General features: G+C 63.8%; 15 protein-coding genes. 13 read left to right on the top strand and 2 right to left on the bottom strand.

Annotated features, from left to right (window positions below; all coding sequences use genetic code 11):
- Window positions 1-4 precede the first annotated feature (4 nt).
- The 8 genes from FJ430_RS01225 to FJ430_RS01190 all read left to right on the top strand — a co-directional run bounded on the left by FJ430_RS01225 (window position 5) and on the right by FJ430_RS01190 (window position 8,399).
- Complete coding sequence (locus FJ430_RS01225) at window positions 5-1,045, top strand: glycosyltransferase family 2 protein (RefSeq protein ID WP_226892032.1); 1,041 nt, start codon at window positions 5-7, stop codon at window positions 1,043-1,045.
- 125 nt (window positions 1,046-1,170) lie between these two features.
- Window positions 1,171-1,548, top strand: coding sequence for a hypothetical protein (locus FJ430_RS01220; RefSeq protein WP_140644806.1), 378 nt, complete (start codon window positions 1,171-1,173; stop codon window positions 1,546-1,548).
- 129 nt (window positions 1,549-1,677) lie between these two features.
- A complete protein-coding gene (locus FJ430_RS01215; RefSeq protein ID WP_140702424.1) occupies window positions 1,678-2,562 on the top strand; it encodes a glycoside hydrolase family 16 protein in 885 nt (294 codons plus the stop codon).
- 133 nt (window positions 2,563-2,695) lie between these two features.
- A complete protein-coding gene (locus tag FJ430_RS01210) occupies window positions 2,696-4,027 on the top strand; it encodes a UDP-glucose dehydrogenase family protein (RefSeq protein ID WP_140702426.1) in 1,332 nt (443 codons plus the stop codon).
- A 90-nt stretch (window positions 4,028-4,117) separates the two neighbouring features.
- Window positions 4,118-5,566, top strand: coding sequence for a GMC oxidoreductase (locus FJ430_RS01205; protein WP_140702428.1), 1,449 nt, complete (start codon window positions 4,118-4,120; stop codon window positions 5,564-5,566).
- An 11-nt stretch (window positions 5,567-5,577) separates the two neighbouring features.
- A complete protein-coding gene (locus FJ430_RS01200; protein WP_140644809.1) occupies window positions 5,578-6,021 on the top strand; it encodes a hypothetical protein in 444 nt (147 codons plus the stop codon).
- A gap of 34 nt (window positions 6,022-6,055) precedes the next feature.
- Window positions 6,056-7,276 (top strand): glycosyltransferase family 2 protein, encoded by a 1,221-nt coding sequence (locus FJ430_RS01195; RefSeq protein WP_181175213.1) that lies wholly within the window; start codon window positions 6,056-6,058, stop codon window positions 7,274-7,276.
- A gap of 43 nt (window positions 7,277-7,319) precedes the next feature.
- The gene (locus FJ430_RS01190; protein WP_140702432.1) at window positions 7,320-8,399 is read left to right on the top strand and encodes a glycosyltransferase; all 1,080 of its coding nucleotides are present in this window, start codon (window positions 7,320-7,322) and stop codon (window positions 8,397-8,399) included.
- Window positions 8,400-8,403: 4 nt separating this feature from the next.
- Here FJ430_RS01190 and FJ430_RS01185 read toward each other — a convergent pair whose 3' ends face one another.
- Together FJ430_RS01185 and FJ430_RS01180 are read right to left on the bottom strand one after the other, a co-directional pair.
- Window positions 8,404-9,426, bottom strand: coding sequence for a phosphoribosyltransferase (locus FJ430_RS01185; RefSeq protein ID WP_140702434.1), 1,023 nt, complete (start codon window positions 9,424-9,426; stop codon window positions 8,404-8,406).
- A gap of 46 nt (window positions 9,427-9,472) precedes the next feature.
- Window positions 9,473-10,969 carry a lipopolysaccharide biosynthesis protein gene (locus tag FJ430_RS01180; protein WP_140702436.1) on the bottom strand — a complete coding sequence of 499 codons (1,497 nt, stop codon included), beginning with the start codon at window positions 10,967-10,969 and terminating at the stop codon, window positions 9,473-9,475.
- A gap of 195 nt (window positions 10,970-11,164) precedes the next feature.
- Between FJ430_RS01180 and FJ430_RS01175 the strand changes: the two genes are divergently transcribed.
- The 5 genes from FJ430_RS01175 to galU are packed head-to-tail and all read left to right on the top strand — an operon-like array spanning window position 11,165 to window position 16,192.
- Window positions 11,165-12,340: a glycosyl transferase family 1 gene (locus FJ430_RS01175; protein ID WP_140702438.1), complete on the top strand. Its 1,176-nt coding sequence runs from the start codon at window positions 11,165-11,167 to the stop codon at window positions 12,338-12,340.
- A gap of 23 nt (window positions 12,341-12,363) precedes the next feature.
- Window positions 12,364-13,353, top strand: a complete 990-nt coding sequence (locus tag FJ430_RS01170; RefSeq protein ID WP_140702863.1) for a glycosyltransferase family 2 protein — start codon at window positions 12,364-12,366, stop codon at window positions 13,351-13,353.
- The gene (locus tag FJ430_RS01165) at window positions 13,353-14,291 is read left to right on the top strand and encodes a glycosyltransferase (protein WP_140702440.1); all 939 of its coding nucleotides are present in this window, start codon (window positions 13,353-13,355) and stop codon (window positions 14,289-14,291) included. Before FJ430_RS01170 ends, FJ430_RS01165 begins: the two co-directional genes overlap by 1 nt.
- Entirely contained in the window at window positions 14,281-15,267 is a 987-nt protein-coding gene (locus FJ430_RS01160; RefSeq protein WP_140702442.1) for a glycosyltransferase family 2 protein, read from the top strand. The genes FJ430_RS01165 and FJ430_RS01160 overlap by 11 nt, the downstream gene beginning before the upstream one ends.
- 28 nt (window positions 15,268-15,295) lie before the next feature.
- A complete protein-coding gene (galU, locus tag FJ430_RS01155; RefSeq protein ID WP_140702444.1) occupies window positions 15,296-16,192 on the top strand; it encodes a UTP--glucose-1-phosphate uridylyltransferase GalU in 897 nt (298 codons plus the stop codon).
- Window positions 16,193-16,311: the final 119 nt, after the last annotated feature.

Raw genomic sequence — 16,311 nt, 5'->3', positions numbered from 1 at the left:
GCCCATGCCCGTGACGACGCCTGTGACGAGCCCGATGGCGACCTTGGGGGTCTGCGTCATCATCGCCGCCCGCAATGCGGCGCGCACGATCCCCGCCGCCATCGCTTCGGCGCTGCGCGAGAGGGAAGTCGCCGAAGTCGTCGTGGTCGACGACGCTTCCACCGACAACACCCGCGACGTGGCTTTGGCCGCCGACGACGGCAGCGGCCGGCTTGCCGTCATCCGCCTCGACGTCAATCGCGGTCCTTCCGCCGCGCGCAACGCCGCTATCCGGGCTTCAAGATCGCCTTTCATCAGCATTCTCGACGCCGACGATTTCTTCCTCGAAGGCCGCTTCCGCCGGCTTTTCGCCAGCACCGACTGGGATTTCGCGGCCGACAACATCATGCTGATCCGCGACGATGCCGCGACAGACTTTGCCAAGGTCGCCGCGCCGCCTTTCGCGGCCGATCCGGAATTTCTCGATTTCGAGCGCTTCATCGACGGCAACATCTCGCGCCGCCGCGTCCTGCGCGGCGAGCTCGGTTTCCTGAAGCCGGTAATCAGCAGGGGTTTTCTCGAACGGCATGGGCTGGCTTACGATGAAAGCTTGCGTCTTGGCGAAGATTACGAACTCTATGCGCGCGCTGTCGCCCGCGGGGCGCGCTTCAAGGTCATCAAGTCCTGCGGCTATGGCGCGATCGTCCGCGCCGATTCGCTGAGTGGGCGCCATCGAACGCAGGATTTGAAGCGTCTTGCCGATGCCGACCTGGCGCTGCTGGCGCTCGACAACCTTCCGGAGCGCTCGAAGGCCGCCTTGCGGCGCCACGAGCGCCATGTCCGCGACAAATACCGGTTGCGCAATTTCCTCGACGTCAAAGCCGAGCGTGGGCTGGCGTCGGCCGCGGCTTATGCCTTCGCCAGCCAGTCGAATCTGATCCCGATCGTGCGCGGCGTCGCCACCGACAAACTCGACGCGCTGTTCCGCCGCGCCGGGATTGCTGCAAAGCAACAAATACCGCCGACGCGCTTCCTGATGGCGGCGACGAGCGCCGCAAACGAATGATCCCACATCACGCCGCAAGCCGTCATCCCTCAAAAAATCCGCATTCGCAAAACTATGATGTTGCCTAGTCGCCCCGGTAGTGGCAGTCTATGCTGCAATGCAGCAATTTCGAAAAGGCCGACAGGATGGCTTCGATTTTTGGCTTCAGATCCCGAGATCCGGCTCGCGACCGCCAGACCGATCTCCAGCGTTTCGACCGACTGGCGAAGCTGTTCGACCAGATCGCTGCCGAGATCGAGGCGGAGAAGACCGGGCTGGAGAATCGCTACAGGTCGACGGCCGCCAACGCGGCCTTTCTGGTCGAGGCGATGGAGAATGGTTCGGCGTCGACCAGCAAGGGCTCGGATGTCAGCGCGATGACGAATTCGATCCTGAACTGCGAGCGGCGCATTGCGGAGCTCGTTCGCCAAAAAGGCCTGGTGAAGGAACTGCGTCATTCGCTCGACGCGATCGTCGAGGATGGTGCCGATCGGTCTGCACCGCAGTCCGCGGCAAGAGGCTGACGGCGCCTTCGGGTGTCGTCATCGGTACGAGACATTAGAGGAGTTCAAGAGGGCGAAGGATCGGAAGCGGCTCGCTCGCGCGGCCAAGGAAGACTTTGGGTTGGGCGGACAACACAAGGTGAGTTTGTTATGAACGCAGATCCCAGCAACACCTCCACCATGGCGGTGTGCGACAAGTCGCATACGCCCGGGAATGGATTAAACAGCCTGCGGCTCGGCGTGGTCGGCGCCTTGTTCGCCATCGCAGCGACCCTTGCGGCGAGTCCGCATCCGGCGCACGCGCAAGGGACGCAACAGGAGTTGCAAAGCGCGCCGTCCTTCGTCGATAATTTCTCGAATTTCGACCGGTCCCGCTGGTTCGTCTCGGACGGCTGGACCAATGGCGCCCATCAGAATTGCACCTGGTCGAAGGATCTCGTGCGGCTTTCCGATGGCGTGCTGTCGCTGGGCTTCGAAAAGCGCAAGCTGAAGGATCGCGATTTCGCCTGCGCCGAGGTCCAGACCAAGCAGCGCTACGGCTACGGTGTCTACGAGGCGCGCATGAAGACCGGCACCGGCTCAGGCCTCAACGCCGCCTTCTTCTCCTATATCGGTCCGCAGGACAAACAGCCCTGGGACGAGATCGACTTCGAGGTCCTCACCAAGGATCCGTCGAAGGTGCAGGTCAACAGCTACATCCAGGGCAAGCCGAAGAACGGCAAGCTGGTCGACGTCGAAGGCGGCGCCGACAAGGGTTTCAACGACTACGGCTTCGTTTGGGAGAAGGACCGGCTGCGCTGGTATGTCAACGGCAAGCTCGTCCATGAAGTGACCAATCCCGACGAGTTGCCGACGCATTCGCAGAAAATCTTCTTCAGCCTCTGGGGCAGCGACAAGCTGACCAACTGGATGGGCGCCTTCGTCGATCCCGGCAGCAAGGTGACCCTGGAGGTCAAGCGCGTCGCTTTCACCGCTTTGGGCCAACCATGCCAGTTTCCGGAATCGCTGGCATGCAGCATAAGTAACAGCAACTAGGCATGATCCCGAAAAGTGGGAACTGGTTTTCGGATTAAGATCATGCCGAACCAACTAGGCCGTTGGGCCTGAGGGACATCTGAACCGGCCGGACCACCTTTTGTGGCCCGGCCTTTGACAGGAATAGAACCAAATGAATTTGACGGTGTTTGGGATTGGCTATGTCGGTCTCGTCCAGGCCGCTGTGCTTGCCGAGGTCGGCCACGAGGTGGTGTGCGTCGACATCGACGAGAAGAAGGTGGAGCGGCTCAACCAGGGCCTGATCCCGATTTTCGAACCGGGCCTGGAGGCCCTCGTCAAGGAAAACCACGCGGCCGGCCGCATCCGCTTCACCACGGACGCGGCAGCGGCGGTCAGGCATGGCCAGATCCAGATGATCGCGGTCGGCACGCCGCCGGGCGAGGATGGCTCGGCCGATCTGAAATATGTGCTCGCCGTCGCCGAGACCATCGGTCGTGAGATGGACAGCGCCAAGATCGTCGTCGGCAAATCGACCGTGCCGGTCGGCACCTGCGAAAAGGTGAAGGCCAGGATCGCCGAAACGCTGAAGAAGCGCGGCCGCGAGGATCTCAGCTTCGACGTCGCCTCGAACCCCGAATTCCTCAAGGAGGGCTCGGCGGTCGCCGACTGCATGAAGCCGGACCGCATCATCGTCGGCACCTCCAGCGAGGACACCGAGATGGTGATGCGCGAGCTCTACGCGCCCTTCAACCGCAACCACGAGAAGATGATCGTGATGGATGTGCGCAGCGCCGAATTCACCAAATACGCCGCCAACTGCATGCTGGCGACCAAGATCAGCTTCATGAACGAGATGGCCAATCTCGCCGAGCAATTGGGCGCCGACATCGAGGAGGTGCGCAAGGGCATCGGCTCGGATCCGCGCATCGGCTACCACTTCATCTATCCCGGCCTCGGCTATGGCGGCTCCTGCTTCCCCAAGGACGTGCGCGCGCTTATCAAGACCGCCGAGGGCGTCAAGTTCGACGCCAAGCTGCTGCGCGCCGTCGAGGAGCGCAACAATGCGCAAAAGTCGGTCCTGTTCGACAAGGTCAACCACTATTTCAAGGGCGCGCTCAGGGGCAAGACATTCGCCGTCTGGGGGCTGGCCTTCAAGCCCAACACGGACGACATGCGCGAGGCGCCGTCGCGCACGCTGATGGAAGCGCTGTGGGCGGCCGGCGCCAAGGTCCAGGCCTACGATCCCGAGGCGATGCAGGAATGCCAGGCGATCTACGGCCTGCGCGACGACCTGCTTTTGTGCGGCACCAAGGAGGCGGCGCTGCGCGGCGCCGACGCGCTGTTGATCTGCACCGAATGGAAGAGCTTCCGCGCGCCGTCCTTCGACGCGCTCAAGGATGCGCTGACGACGCCGGTCATCTTCGACGGCCGCAACCTCTACGATCCCAAGGTGATCGCGCGCTACGGCATCGAATATTTCTCGATCGGCAGGATGGCGGCATGACGATGGCCGCTTGCCTCGAGGACGATCGCCGCCGCGAACGACAACGGCGCCGACAATGACCATGCGCGTGGAGCAGGAGGGTTCGATCTGATGGTGCTCGACGTTCGGCCCGAACAAATCGCCAGCGAGCATTTCGATCTCGTCGTCATCGGATCCGGCTTCGGGTCGTCCTTCTTCCTGCACGAATTCCTGAAGCGGCGCAAAGCCCGCGTCCTGGTGCTGGAATGGGGCCGCCACAACACGCATGAGTGGCAGCTCAGCCAGAACGCCAACACCGACATAGACGATGAAACCACCTACGATACTGACAATCCCGACAAGCCTTGGAACTACACGATCGGTCTTGGCGGCGGCACCAATTGCTGGTTCGCGCAGACGCCGCGTTTCCATCCCAACGACTTCAAGCTGAAGAGCACCTACGGCGTCGGCAATGACTGGCCGATCAGCTATGACGACCTCGAACCGTTCTATGGCGATGCCGAGGAGGTCATGTCGATCTCCGGCGATCCCGACATGGCGCGGATGCTGCCGCGCTCGCGGCCGTTTCCGCAGCCGCCGCATCGCATGTCGACACCCGACCGCATGATGAAGGCGGCGCAGCCGGATCAGCATTTCGTCATGCCGACCGCCCGGGCGCGCGTGGCGACCTCGCAACGCGCCTCATGCTGCGCCAATCTCAGATGCTGGCTGTGTCCGGCGGACGCCAAGTTCACCGTCAACAACGGGCTGATGCATGTGTTCCAGCATCCGGACGTCTCGGTCTGTCTCGGCGCCGAGGTGCGCCGGTTCGATCATGCCGGCGGTGCGGTCCGCTCCGTCACCTTCGTCCACAAGGGCAAGGAATATTCGGTCGGCGGCGATCTCTTCATCCTCGGCGCCAATGCCATACAGAGCCCGGCGATCATGTTGCGCTCCGGACTTGGCGGCGAGTTCGTCGGCTTGGGCTTGCACGAATCCTATGGCTGGAATTACGAAGCCTATCTCGGCGGCGTCGACAATTTCGACGGCTCGACCATCACCACCGGCCTCAATTTCAGTCTCTATGACGGGCCGCACCGGGCCGAGCATGCGGCGGCGCTCGTCTATTTCGAGAACCGCTGGCAGCACGGCATGCGCGCCGAGAAGGGAAGGCTGCGGCAGGTGCTGCCGCTGGTCATCGTCACCGAGAACCTGCTCGACCCGGAAAATCGCGTCGTGCTCGACAAGGACGAGAACGCCTTCGTGACCTTCAGGGGCGCGTCGGACTACGCCACCAAGGGCATGGCGAAAGCGCTGGAAAGGTTGCCGGAACTGCTCAAGCCGCTGCCGGTCGAACAGATTTTCGATCGCGGCATAAGGCCGACCGAATCGCATGTGCAGGGCACGCTGCGCATGGGCACGGGCCCGGTCGATTCCGTGGTCGACCGCGACATGATCCACCACCAGCTCAGGAACCTCGTGGTCGTCGGCACCAGCACCTATCCGAGCTGTTCCTGCGCCAATCCAAGCCTGACCGCGGCTGCCCTGTCCTTGCGGGCGGCGGGGAAGCTGGCGGCATGAGGGAGGGGTCGATGAAGATCACGCGCCGCACCGCGCTGGCCATCGTCGCCGGCGGCATTGCCTCCACCGGCATCGCGGCCGCTGCCATCTCGTCCTTATCGGACGAGGATCTGGTTCGCGTCACGCTCGAAAAATATTTCGGGCCGCTCAACATGCGCATCGAGCACCTGCAGCAATTCGTGCTCGAATTCCAGAACCGCAACCCCTGGATATTCCCGAGCGCCAAGGTAGCCGATGTGGTGACGCTGGCGGAAACGGTGAAGCTCGGCAAGGCGCGCGAGCTGCTGCCTCAGGACAAGCGGCGCGACCTCCGCCATTTCGACCGCTGGGTCATCGCCGAGTTCCACATGCTGACCGATTATGCCTGGCGCAGTTCGCCCGACGATCCGATCCGCTTCACCGGCTGGCATCCATGCACCAATCCCTTCGCCAATCTCGATCTGCAGAATGCGTAAGGCAGGCGGAACAGAAGACAGTATGAGGTCACCAATGGCTGCACCGCGGAAACCGACGGTCACCGTCATCGTTCCTACCTTCAACCGGGAAAAGTTCCTGCCCGAATCCATCGCCAGCCTGCTCCAGCAGACCGCGGCGCCGGATCAGATCCTGATCGTGGACGACGGCTCGACGGATAACACCAGCGCGGTGGCGGCCTCTTTCCCCGCGCCGGTGGAATATTACCGCAAGGAGAATGGCGGCAAATCGACGGCGCTGAATTTCGCCCTGAAGCACTGCACGGGAGATTTCGTCTGGATATTCGACGACGACGACGTCGCGCACCCGACGGCGCTCGAGCGGTTTCTCGCCGCCTTCGATCGGGAGCCGGCCGCCGATTTCGCTTTCGGTGAATATGCGCGTTTCCAGCAGTCGGCTCAGATCCAAGAGCAGAATTACGAGATCGTCGCGTTCGGCCACGTCAGCCAGGACAATTTCTTTCCGTCCCACCTCGAATATTGCCACGTCCACCAGCCGGGCCTGCTGGTGCGCCGCAAATGCTACGACGAGGTTGGAGGCTTCAATGAAACCCTTGTCCGGTCGCAGGACTACGAGATGATGCTGAGGCTTGCGCGCCGGTTCAAGGGCGTCAGGGTCGACGGCCTCATGTTCTTCCAGCGCCAGCACGACATGGTCCGCGGCAGCACCAAGGTGGTGATTTCCTATACCGACCGGATCAAGGCCTGGGGCTCGTACGACCGGGTGATCATGGAAGAAGTCTACAAGTCGGTCGATCTGCATGAGTATCTCGACCGCTCGGAGCAGGCCTTGCCGAAGACGGCCGATCTCGAGATGCAGGCATTGCTGCAGCGTTCGAGCATCATGGCCAGGAAGGGTCTATGGCACCACGCGGCCGAAGACATCCGCCGCTACGCCCTGCTTGCCGAACGAGCCGGAAAGACCTCGCTCAGCGACAAGGAACGCGCCATCGTGCGGCGTACATTCGAAGCCTACGATACGGGCCTGGCATCCGCCCCCGCCGACGAATTCGTCTCGGCGGTGAAGGCATGGAAGTCGGGAGCGCTGAAGGCCGACATCGTCAGGGAATACATGCATTCGTTTCCTCACTACCTGGCGCAGGACTTGAAGGCGGGAAAGGTGATCCCGGCATCGAAGTTGTTGCGGGAGTACTCGACGCTGTCGCTTTCCGCCTCGGTCAGCCGTCTGTGTCAGGCAATGACTTCGAAGCTTCCATTGGCGCGCGGCGCAGGCTGATCGGCGCGCATGCTCATCCGCCGGGCCGGATAGGAGTCGAATGATGAAAGTGCTTTTTGCGAGCGGCAACGGATACATTCCCGAGTTCACCGGCGGCGTGCAATCCAACACCCACCATCTGGTCGAACAGCTGATCGAGCACGGCCACCAGGCCTCGGTCCTCGCCTCGCTGTTCGGCGACGGCATGTTCGGCCTCAAGGCGCGCGCCAAGATGAAGCTGTTGCGGCAGCCCGCCGTTGTCGACAATTTCCCCGGCTATCCGGTGATGCGCGCGTGGTACCCCTGGGAGGCGGCCGGCTTCGCCGTCGGGAAAACCAGACCCGATGTCGCCGTCGTGCAGTGCCACAAGTCGGTCCTGCTCGGAAAAGCGCTTCTGGCGGAGGGAGTGCCGCTGGTCGTCTATCTCCACAATGTCGAGTTTCACGAACTCGCCGGCGATCCGCGCGAACTCGGTTCGGCTATATACATCGCCAATTCGGAGTTCACGGCGCGCACCTACAAGGAAAAATTCGGCATCGAGTCCATCGTGCTTCCGCCGACCATCAACGACGCGCTCTATTGCACGCACACGACCGGCGAATTCGTCACCATGATCAATCCCTATGAGGAAAAGGGTTTCGATCTGGCGGTCAAGATTGCGGCCGCCTGTCCGGAGATTCCCTTCCTGTTCGTGGAAAGCTGGAAACTGGACGACGACCATCGCGCCCGCGTCGAGAAGGCCATCGCGCCGCTCTCGAACGTTACGCTCGAAAACCGCACCAACGACATGAAGACGGTCTATGGCCGCACCAGGATCCTGCTTGCCCCGAGCAAATGGGAGGAAGCCTGGGGCCGCGTCGCATCCGAGGCGCATTGCAGCGGCATCCCGGTCGTCGGATCGAAGCGTGGCGGCCTGCCCGAAGCCATCGGGCCCGGCGGCGTGTTGCTCGACTACGACGATCCGGTCGCCGACTGGGCCGCGGCGGTCCGGCGCCTGTGGAACGACCGCCCGGAATACGAACGGCTTTCGGCCGCGGCTATCGCCTTCTCCAAACGCCCGGAGCTCGACCCCGCGCGGCAATTGGTTGTGTTTCTCGATCTTCTCGAAAGGGCGGCCCGGCAGGGCGTCCGCCGCGCCGCCTAATTTCTTATGCCGGGCGCTTCACCCGGTTCTTCAGCGCCTGGTAGCCGCGCTCGCCGAGCAGCGCGCGCGCCGTCGCCTTCACGGCCTGCTTTCGCCCGTCGAGTGAATTGATTTGTCTCAGCCGCGCCGGCAGGTTGCGCGCCGCCTGCTGCAGCGCCGGCAGCGACATCGGGTCGGGCAGGCTCACCATGTTGGTTTCGACGCACAGCACCGGCTTGCCGGAGAGCTTCGCGATCCTCTGCGCCTGCTCGTGCTCGCTCTCGATGAACAGGATGGCGTCCGACTTGCGGTAGAACTCGGCCTTGAAGCTGCCATGCGCGCCGAGCCGCTGCCGCTCGGCCTTGTTGGGCAGATCGAGCATGATGAGATGATCGTATTTGATGTCGCGGCTGGCGAGCCATGCCTCGGTAAGCTTGCGGTATTTTTCCAGCCGGCTCGTCACCAGCCAGCCGATCTTGCGGGTCGGCCCGAGCAGCGGCCGCGCCTCGGCCAGGAACTTCTCGTAGGCCGGGCCGTCGTCGTTTTCGTCCTCGGTCGGATCGAGGCAAAGCACGCCGTCAATGTCGACGCAGCACTGCTCGAGGAAGACATGGTGCATGAAATTCCACTGGAACATCCTAGGATGCGGCACGGCCTCGAAGACCATGTCGGTCTCCTCGTGCTGCAGCGACAGCCCGAACACGGCGGCGAAGATGAAATCGCCCTCGATGCCGCTGGCCGCGACCTTTTCGCGCGCATCGCGCATGGCGGTGCCGCCGATGATGCTGTCGTCGATCACCAGGATCTTGCGCATCTCGGAAGCCTGCCGGTCGAGGCCCGCCCAGCGTTTCGTGATCCCGGAAGTATAGATCCTGCCGGCCAGGAAGCTGTCGAGATCGGTCATCGGGATGTTCGCGATCAGGCTGACCATGGTGCCGGCGAGGATGCCGCTCCTCGGCACGCCGACAACCAGGTCGATGTCGCGCGGCAGCCGGTGCAGGTTGCGTACGATCGCGTCGTTCATGTCTGAAATCGATCGGTAGTTCATGCGGTTATCCCTGTCCTGAAGTCAGCATTTCGCGAGCAGGCCGGGCTCATTTGGCCCCGCTCGGGGCTGCGAGGACCCCTCGTGCCGGGATCAGCCGCAAGGCCTCGCGAAGCGCTTCGCGGCCGGCGCTGAAGGCAAGTGCGACGACAATGGTGGCAAGATAGGAGAGCGCCGCGCCGGCGGCCAGCGCAACGACGGGCGGCGCCTGCAGCATCGGTTTGGCGAGCCAGACCAGGCCAAACGCCAGATGCGCGCCAAGCACGAAAGGCAATGCCGCGTGAAGCACATGGCTGGCCTTCAGCGGTCCGTGCCTGCCGACATAAAGCCACAGGAAGGGCGTGCGCATATATTCGCTGATTGCGTAGGCGACCGCGACGCCCAGCGCCCCGTAGGGCAGGCCGATGGCGAAGGCCAGCACCGAGGTCACGGCGGTGACGATACCCCAGCGCATGAAGTCACCCGAGCGGCCCTGGCTTACGAACAGCCATCCCGCGGGGTTGTTGAGCGGCTGCAGCAATCCGGCAAAGCCTAGCGCCAGGAAGATCGGCGCGCTCCCCCGCCACTGCTCGCCGAGCACGAAGGGAATGAGCGTGTCCGACATGGCGGTGGCGAAGGCGACACCCGGTAGCGCGACCAGAAGGATAAGCGGCATGACACGCAGATAGGCGCTGCGGTAGCGGTCCGGCTCGTCCTTCAATCGCGACAATGCCGGCACCATCACCTTCGACAGCGGGTTGGTGATCTGGCTGAGCGGGAAAAGCAAGAGCTTGTAGGCGCGGTCGTAGAGGCCGAGCTGCGCCTCGCCCCAGTATTTGCCGATCAGCACATTGTCGAGGTTGCGAGCGAAGAAATTGGCGAAGTTGAAGCCGGTGATGCCGGCGCCGAAATTGATCAGCGCGCCGATGCCTTCGACCTTGCGCGGCAGGCCGGGGCGCCAGCGCGAAAAATACCAGTAGCACAAGGTCGGCAGCACCGCGCTCGCCAGCGTGCCGGCGAACAGCGCCCAATAGGAGCGATCGATGAAGGTCCAGGCGATCGAGACGACGACACCGACGATGGCGCTGGCGATGTCGATGATGGCCAACCGCGTGAACTCCATGCGGCGCGTCAACAGCGCCACATGCTGGGCTCCCAGGCCATAGGCTACGATCTGCAGGCCAAAGGCGGCGACTAGGCCTGTCACGCGCGGCTCGCCATAGAAGGCGGCGACCAGCGGCGCCGAAGCCGCAAGCACGCAGGCCAGCAGCGCGCTCACCGCCACGTTGATCCAGAACAGGTAGTTGACCTCATCGTGACGGATACCGCTCTTCTGGATCGTCGCCTGGGTCAGGCCGAAATCCTGGAACAGCGCGATGAAGGCAAGCACCGGCGCGCACATCGCCACGACGCCGAAATCCTGCGGCGACAACAAGCGCGACAGCACGATGACGGAAATGATCTGCGTCGCCACCCGCACGCCTTGCGCGATCGCGGTGACAACCGCGCCGCGTCCGACCGATTTGCGCAGAGAGCCCTCAGGCGGATCGAATGCACTGGTTTCCAAATTCAGGATCCCTGATCTTGCATCGGTCCGACATCGTCGCGACCGGCGCCCGCCGCCATGCATAAGCTACCGCAAGATGTTTTTGCAGTGCAACAAAAAATCTGCGGGCGCTTGCTACGCCGCACCAAAATTGTTGCGATGCAGCAAAAGCTGTACTAGCATCCCCGATGGGTGGGCCAACAGCGGTCGAGTTACATGCTGCATGTCTTGTACCTTGTGCATGACGTATCCGACCCGGCGGTGCGCCGGAGGGTTCAGATGCTCAAGGCAGGCGGCGCCAGGGTCACCTTGGCGGGCTTCCGCCGCACCACCGGTCCGGTCGCCGAAATCGAGGGTGTCGAGCCGGTCGACCTTGGCGCGACGCGCGACGGCCGATTCGCACAGCGCATCGCCGCGGTCGCCAAGGCAGCCGTGTCGATCGGCGCGAAATTGGGCGCCGTGTCCAGGCCCGATCTCATCATCGCGCGCAACCTCGAAATGCTGGCGCTGGCCCGCCGCGCCAGTAGCGCGCTCGGAGCGAGCGTGCCGATCGTCTATGAATGCCTCGATATCCACCGTCTGGTGCTGCGCGACGATTTCGTCGGCAGGACGCTGCGTGGCGCCGAACGTCATCTCGCCCGCGACGTGAGGCTTCTGGTGACAAGCTCGCCGGCCTTCATCGCCAATTATTTCGAGCCGTTCGGGCAGATCGTCGCACCTGTCGAGCTGATCGAGAACAAATATTTCGAGGCGGCATCCGTTGTCGCCGCGCATTCTTTCGAGGATGACAGCCCGGCGACGCCGCCTTGGCGCATCGGCTGGTTCGGCGCGCTGCGCTGTCGCCGCTCGCTGGAGCTGCTGGCCGATTTCACCCGCCGCCAGGCGGGCCGTTTCGAGGTCGTGCTGAGAGGCCGCCCGGCGCTGTCCGAATTCCCGGATTTTCATGGTTTCGTCGAGGCAGAGCCCTGGCTTTCGTTCGAGGGGCCTTACCGCAATCCGGAGGACATGGCGACAATCTATGGGCAGGTGCATTTCTCCTGGGCGATCGATTTCTTCGAAGCCGGCCAGAATTCCGAATGGCTGCTTCCCAACCGCCTCTATGAGGGCTGCCGCTTCGGCGCCGTGCCAATCTCGATGGCGGACACCGAAACCGGCAGGTTCCTGAAACGGCAAGACATCGGTGTGCTCCTGCCCGAAGCGACGCCCGAAGACATCGAGGCGATGCTCGGTCGGATGGATCAGGATCGATATCGCGGCCTGAAGTCTCGGGTGTTGGCGCGCAACCCCAGAACCTGGAGCTACGACCGCAGCGATTGCGCGGCCTTCGTCGACAAGCTGCGCGGCCTTGCCGCAATGCCTTCAAATTTTGCGACGACGGAGGCGGTGGCGTGATGGCAGGGGACTCGCAAGAGCCGATGACGCAGGCCACCACACCGATCCTGATCGTCATTCCATGCCTCAACGAGGCAGCCCATATCGGCGGCCTGCTCGACCAGTTGCGGCCCGCTGCGGCGCGGCTCGGCGGCCGCATCGTCGTCGCCGACGGCGGCAGCACCGACGGCACGCAAGCCATCGTCGAAAAGATCGTGGCGAAGGATGCCCGGGTCGTCCTGCTCGCCAATCCGAAGCGTCTCCAGAGCGCCGCCATCAATCTCGCGGTGGCGACCCTTGGCGAAGGCGCCGACTACCTCATCCGCATCGACGCGCATGGCGGCTATCCGGACGATTACTGCGAGCGGCTGGTCGAGGAAGCCCTTGCCACCGGCGCCGATTCGGTCGTCGTTTCGATGCTGACCGCCGGCACCGGCGCCGTGCAGAAGGCGGTCGCGGCGGCGCAGAATTCCAAGCTCGGCACCGGTGGCTCGAAGCACCGGCACATGTCCGAGGGCGAATGGGTCGATCACGGCCACCACGCGCTGATGCGCATCGCCGCTTTCAGGCATGTGGGCGGCTACGACGAGAGCTTCAGCCACAACGAGGACGCCGAGCTCGACTACCGCCTGCGCCAGGCCGGCTACCGCATCTGGATGAGCGGCAGGACGCAGATGGTCTACTATCCGCGCTCGACGCTGAAGAGCCTCTATTTCCAGTATCTCGGCTATGGCCGCGGCCGCGCCAGGAACGTCCTGAAGCATCGCATGGTGCCGAAGGTTCGTCAGATGATCCCGCTGCTGGTGGCGCCCGTGGTGCTGCTGGCCCTGTTTTCCTTCGTCCACTGGACCGCCGCGGTGCCTTTCCTTTTGTGGATGGCCGTGTGCCTCGGTTACGGGCTGGTGGCGGCGCTACGCCAGCGCAACGCCAGCATCGCGCTGGCCGGGGTCTCGGCGATGGTCATGCATTTTGGCTGGTCGGCCGGCTTCTGGCAGCAGCTTCTGGCGTCGCGCTCCCAGCGCAAGGTGGCGTGATGGCCAGCCGCTCGATCGACATCTGCATCTGCACCTTTCGCCGGCCGGAGCTGGCTGACACGCTGCGCTCCGTCGCCGCGCTGGAGAAGCCCGAGGGCGCGGTGATCGGCGTCGTTATTGCCGACAATGACGACGAGCCCAGCGCGCAGAAGCTGGTGAAGGCATTGGCCGAGGAACTGAAGCTGCCGGTCCGCTACCGCCACACGCCGGCGCGCAACATCTCGATCGCCCGCAACGCCTGCCTAGACGCCAGCGTGTCGGACTTCGTCGCCTTTATCGACGACGACGAGACGGCGTCTCCCGGCTGGCTGGTCGAATTGATGGAGGCGGCCGACGCCACGGGCGCCACGGCGGTGCTCGGACCGGTGCGGGCGCATTATCGCCAGGACGCGCCGGACTGGATGCAGAAGGGCGACTTCCATTCCACCTTGCCGGTTTGGGTGCGCGGCGAGATCCGCACCGGCTACACCTGCAACGTTCTGCTCAAAATGACCGATGCGAGCCTGCGCGGCCGGCGCTTCAGCCTGGCGCGCGGCCAGACCGGCGGCGAGGATACCGAGTTCTTCGATGCCATGGTCAAGGCCGGCGGCAGCATCGCCTTTGCACCCGAGGCTTTCGTCGACGAGGTCGTGCCGCGCGCCAGGGCCGCGTTCGACTGGCTGCGCCGCCGCCGCTTCCGCTTCGGCCAGACGCATGGCCACCTGATCGGTCGCGGCGCCGGCGGCGTGCGCCGCGCCGGCCAGGTCGGGCTGGCTTCGGCCAAGGCCGCCTATTGCTTCGGCATGGCCATTTTGACCGCGATCAGCCCGGTTCGACGGAACCGCAGCGTGCTGCGCGGCATTATGCACGTTGGCGTCATCAGCGGTTTGGTCGGCGTCCGCGAAATCCGCCAGTACGGCCTCACTTCGCCAGAACAAGGAAACAAGCGTGCAGCCTGACGTCAGCTTCGTCATCGCCGCCTATAACGCGGAGGCCACTCTCGACCGCGCCATCGCCGGCGCGATCGCGCAACTTGGCGTGACCGTCGAGGTCATCGTCGTCGACGACCAGTCGCGCGACGGCACGTTGGATGTGGCGCGCGCTTATCCGCAAGATATCGTCAAGGTGGTGGCGCTGCCCGCCAATCGTGGTCCTGGCGGCGCCCGCAATGCCGGCCTCGACCTGGCGCGCGGCCGCTGGGTGGCAGTGCTCGATTCCGATGACGCGGTCCTTCCCGACCGCCTGGCCACGATGATCTCGCGCGCCGAAGCGGCGGGTGCGCAAATTGCGGTCGACAATGTGCAGGTCGTGCGCGAGGACGGCACGCCCGACGACATCATGTTCCCGGCCGGCTATCTCGAAGGCCTGCGCGAAATCTCGCTGGCCGACTACATCGCCGGCAATCTGGTCTTCGAATCGCGTTTCAATCTCGGCTATCTGAAGCCGATCTTCCAGCGCCGCTTCCTCGACGACAACAGGCTGCGCTACGACGAGAAGCTGCGCATCGGCGAGGACTACATCCTCCTGGCGAGCGCGCTGGCCAGCGGCGGCCGCTGCGTGGTTGAGCCGACAGTCGGCTATGTCTACCACATCCGCACCGGCTCGATCTCGCGCGTGCTCGAATTGCATCACGTCGAGGCGATGACGCGCGCCGACGCCGCCTTCGCGGCGGCATATCCCATGGACAGCAGCGCAAAGGCGGCCTTCGCCAGGCGTGGCCGCAGCCTGCGCAAAGCGGCGTCGTTCCTGTCCCTGGTTCAGCATATCAAGGCACGCGCCCCGCTCAAGGCGATCGGCGCGGCGCTCAGGGATCCGGCCGCGATCGGGCATATGTCGATGCCGATCGCGGTCCGGATCAGAAGGGTTGCGGCGCAAATTCGCCGTGGGGGTGGGGAGATGAAGCATGCGGGCGATTTGATAGCCGGCGATAGGTAGAAATCTTTTCTGTCAGAAGGAAGAGCAGATGCAGAAAGTCAGGAAGGCAGTCATCCCGGTGGCGGGGCTCGGAACGCGGTTCCTGCCGGCGACCAAGTCGATGCCGAAGGAGATGCTGCCCGTCGTCGACAAGCCTGTCGTGCAATATGCCGTCGACGAGGCGTTCGAGGCTGGCATCGAGCACATCGTCTTCGTCACCGGCCGTAACAAGGCGGTCATCGAGGACTATTTCGACCTGCATCCTGAACTGATCGGCACGCTGGAGCAGACCGGCAAAAAGGCGCAGTTGCAATCGCTGGAAAGCCTGTTGCCGGAGGCCGGCGCCACCTCCTTCATCCGCCAGCAGTCGCCGCAAGGTCTCGGCCACGCCGTCTGGTGCGCGCGCGACGTGATCGGCAATGAGCCCTTCGCGCTGCTGCTCCCCGACATGGTGTCCTTTGGTGCGCGCGGTTGCCTTGCCGAGACGGTCGATCTTTATCAGCGGACCGGCGGCAATGTGATCGCCGTCGAGCGCTGCGACCCGGCCGAAACCAGCAAATACGGCATTGTCGGCCGCGGCGACGACGTGGCATCCGGCTTCGAAGTGACGGCGATGGTCGAAAAACCCGCGCCGGCCAATGCGCCGTCGAATTTCTACATCAACGGCCGTTACGTTCTGCAGCCGGAGATATTTGCGCTGCTCGGCAATCAGCAGCGCGGCGCCGGCAACGAGATCCAGCTCACCGACGCCATGGTGCGGCTGGCCCAAAGCCAGCCTTTCTACGCGCGGCCTTTCGATGGCCGCATGTTCGACTGCGGCTCCAAGGAAGGCTTCATCGAGGCCACCATCGCCTTCGCCCTGGCGCGCGACGACATGAAGGGGCCTGTCCTCGAGATGCTGCAGCAATTCGTCCGGTCGCATGAGCGCCGGGAAGTAGCCGCATAATGCCCATCTTTCGGGTGCATATGCGAACCCGCGATGGCGCGACAGCCACTCAAGCGCCAGGGCCTTCCGGCCCGGCGCATCCTGGCAACGACGTTGCGCGGTCTTTTCTGGTCACGACG

The organism is Mesorhizobium sp. B2-8-5 (genome assembly GCF_006440675.2).
Classification (GTDB): domain Bacteria; phylum Pseudomonadota; class Alphaproteobacteria; order Rhizobiales; family Rhizobiaceae; genus Mesorhizobium.
Note: the sequence above shows the minus strand (reverse complement) of the source record. Positions and strands in the feature narration are given on the sequence as shown.

What these genes read in the sequence shown, in the direction of transcription:
- FJ430_RS01225 (WP_226892032.1), top strand. Translation starts at nt 5, where the DNA reads ATGCCCGTGACGACGCCTGTGACGAGCCCGATGGCGACCTTGGGGGTC.
- FJ430_RS01220 (WP_140644806.1), top strand. Translation starts at nt 1,171, where the DNA reads ATGGCTTCGATTTTTGGCTTCAGATCCCGAGATCCGGCTCGCGACCGC.
- FJ430_RS01215 (WP_140702424.1), top strand. Translation starts at nt 1,678, where the DNA reads ATGAACGCAGATCCCAGCAACACCTCCACCATGGCGGTGTGCGACAAG.
- FJ430_RS01210 (WP_140702426.1), top strand. Translation starts at nt 2,696, where the DNA reads ATGAATTTGACGGTGTTTGGGATTGGCTATGTCGGTCTCGTCCAGGCC.
- FJ430_RS01205 (WP_140702428.1), top strand. Translation starts at nt 4,118, where the DNA reads ATGGTGCTCGACGTTCGGCCCGAACAAATCGCCAGCGAGCATTTCGAT.
- FJ430_RS01200 (WP_140644809.1), top strand. Translation starts at nt 5,578, where the DNA reads ATGAAGATCACGCGCCGCACCGCGCTGGCCATCGTCGCCGGCGGCATT.
- FJ430_RS01195 (WP_181175213.1), top strand. Translation starts at nt 6,056, where the DNA reads ATGGCTGCACCGCGGAAACCGACGGTCACCGTCATCGTTCCTACCTTC.
- FJ430_RS01190 (WP_140702432.1), top strand. Translation starts at nt 7,320, where the DNA reads ATGAAAGTGCTTTTTGCGAGCGGCAACGGATACATTCCCGAGTTCACC.
- FJ430_RS01185 (WP_140702434.1), bottom strand. Translation starts at nt 9,426, where the DNA reads ATGAACTACCGATCGATTTCAGACATGAACGACGCGATCGTACGCAAC.
- FJ430_RS01175 (WP_140702438.1), top strand. Translation starts at nt 11,165, where the DNA reads ATGCTGCATGTCTTGTACCTTGTGCATGACGTATCCGACCCGGCGGTG.
- FJ430_RS01170 (WP_140702863.1), top strand. Translation starts at nt 12,364, where the DNA reads ATGACGCAGGCCACCACACCGATCCTGATCGTCATTCCATGCCTCAAC.
- FJ430_RS01165 (WP_140702440.1), top strand. Translation starts at nt 13,353, where the DNA reads ATGGCCAGCCGCTCGATCGACATCTGCATCTGCACCTTTCGCCGGCCG.
- galU (WP_140702444.1), top strand. Translation starts at nt 15,296, where the DNA reads ATGCAGAAAGTCAGGAAGGCAGTCATCCCGGTGGCGGGGCTCGGAACG.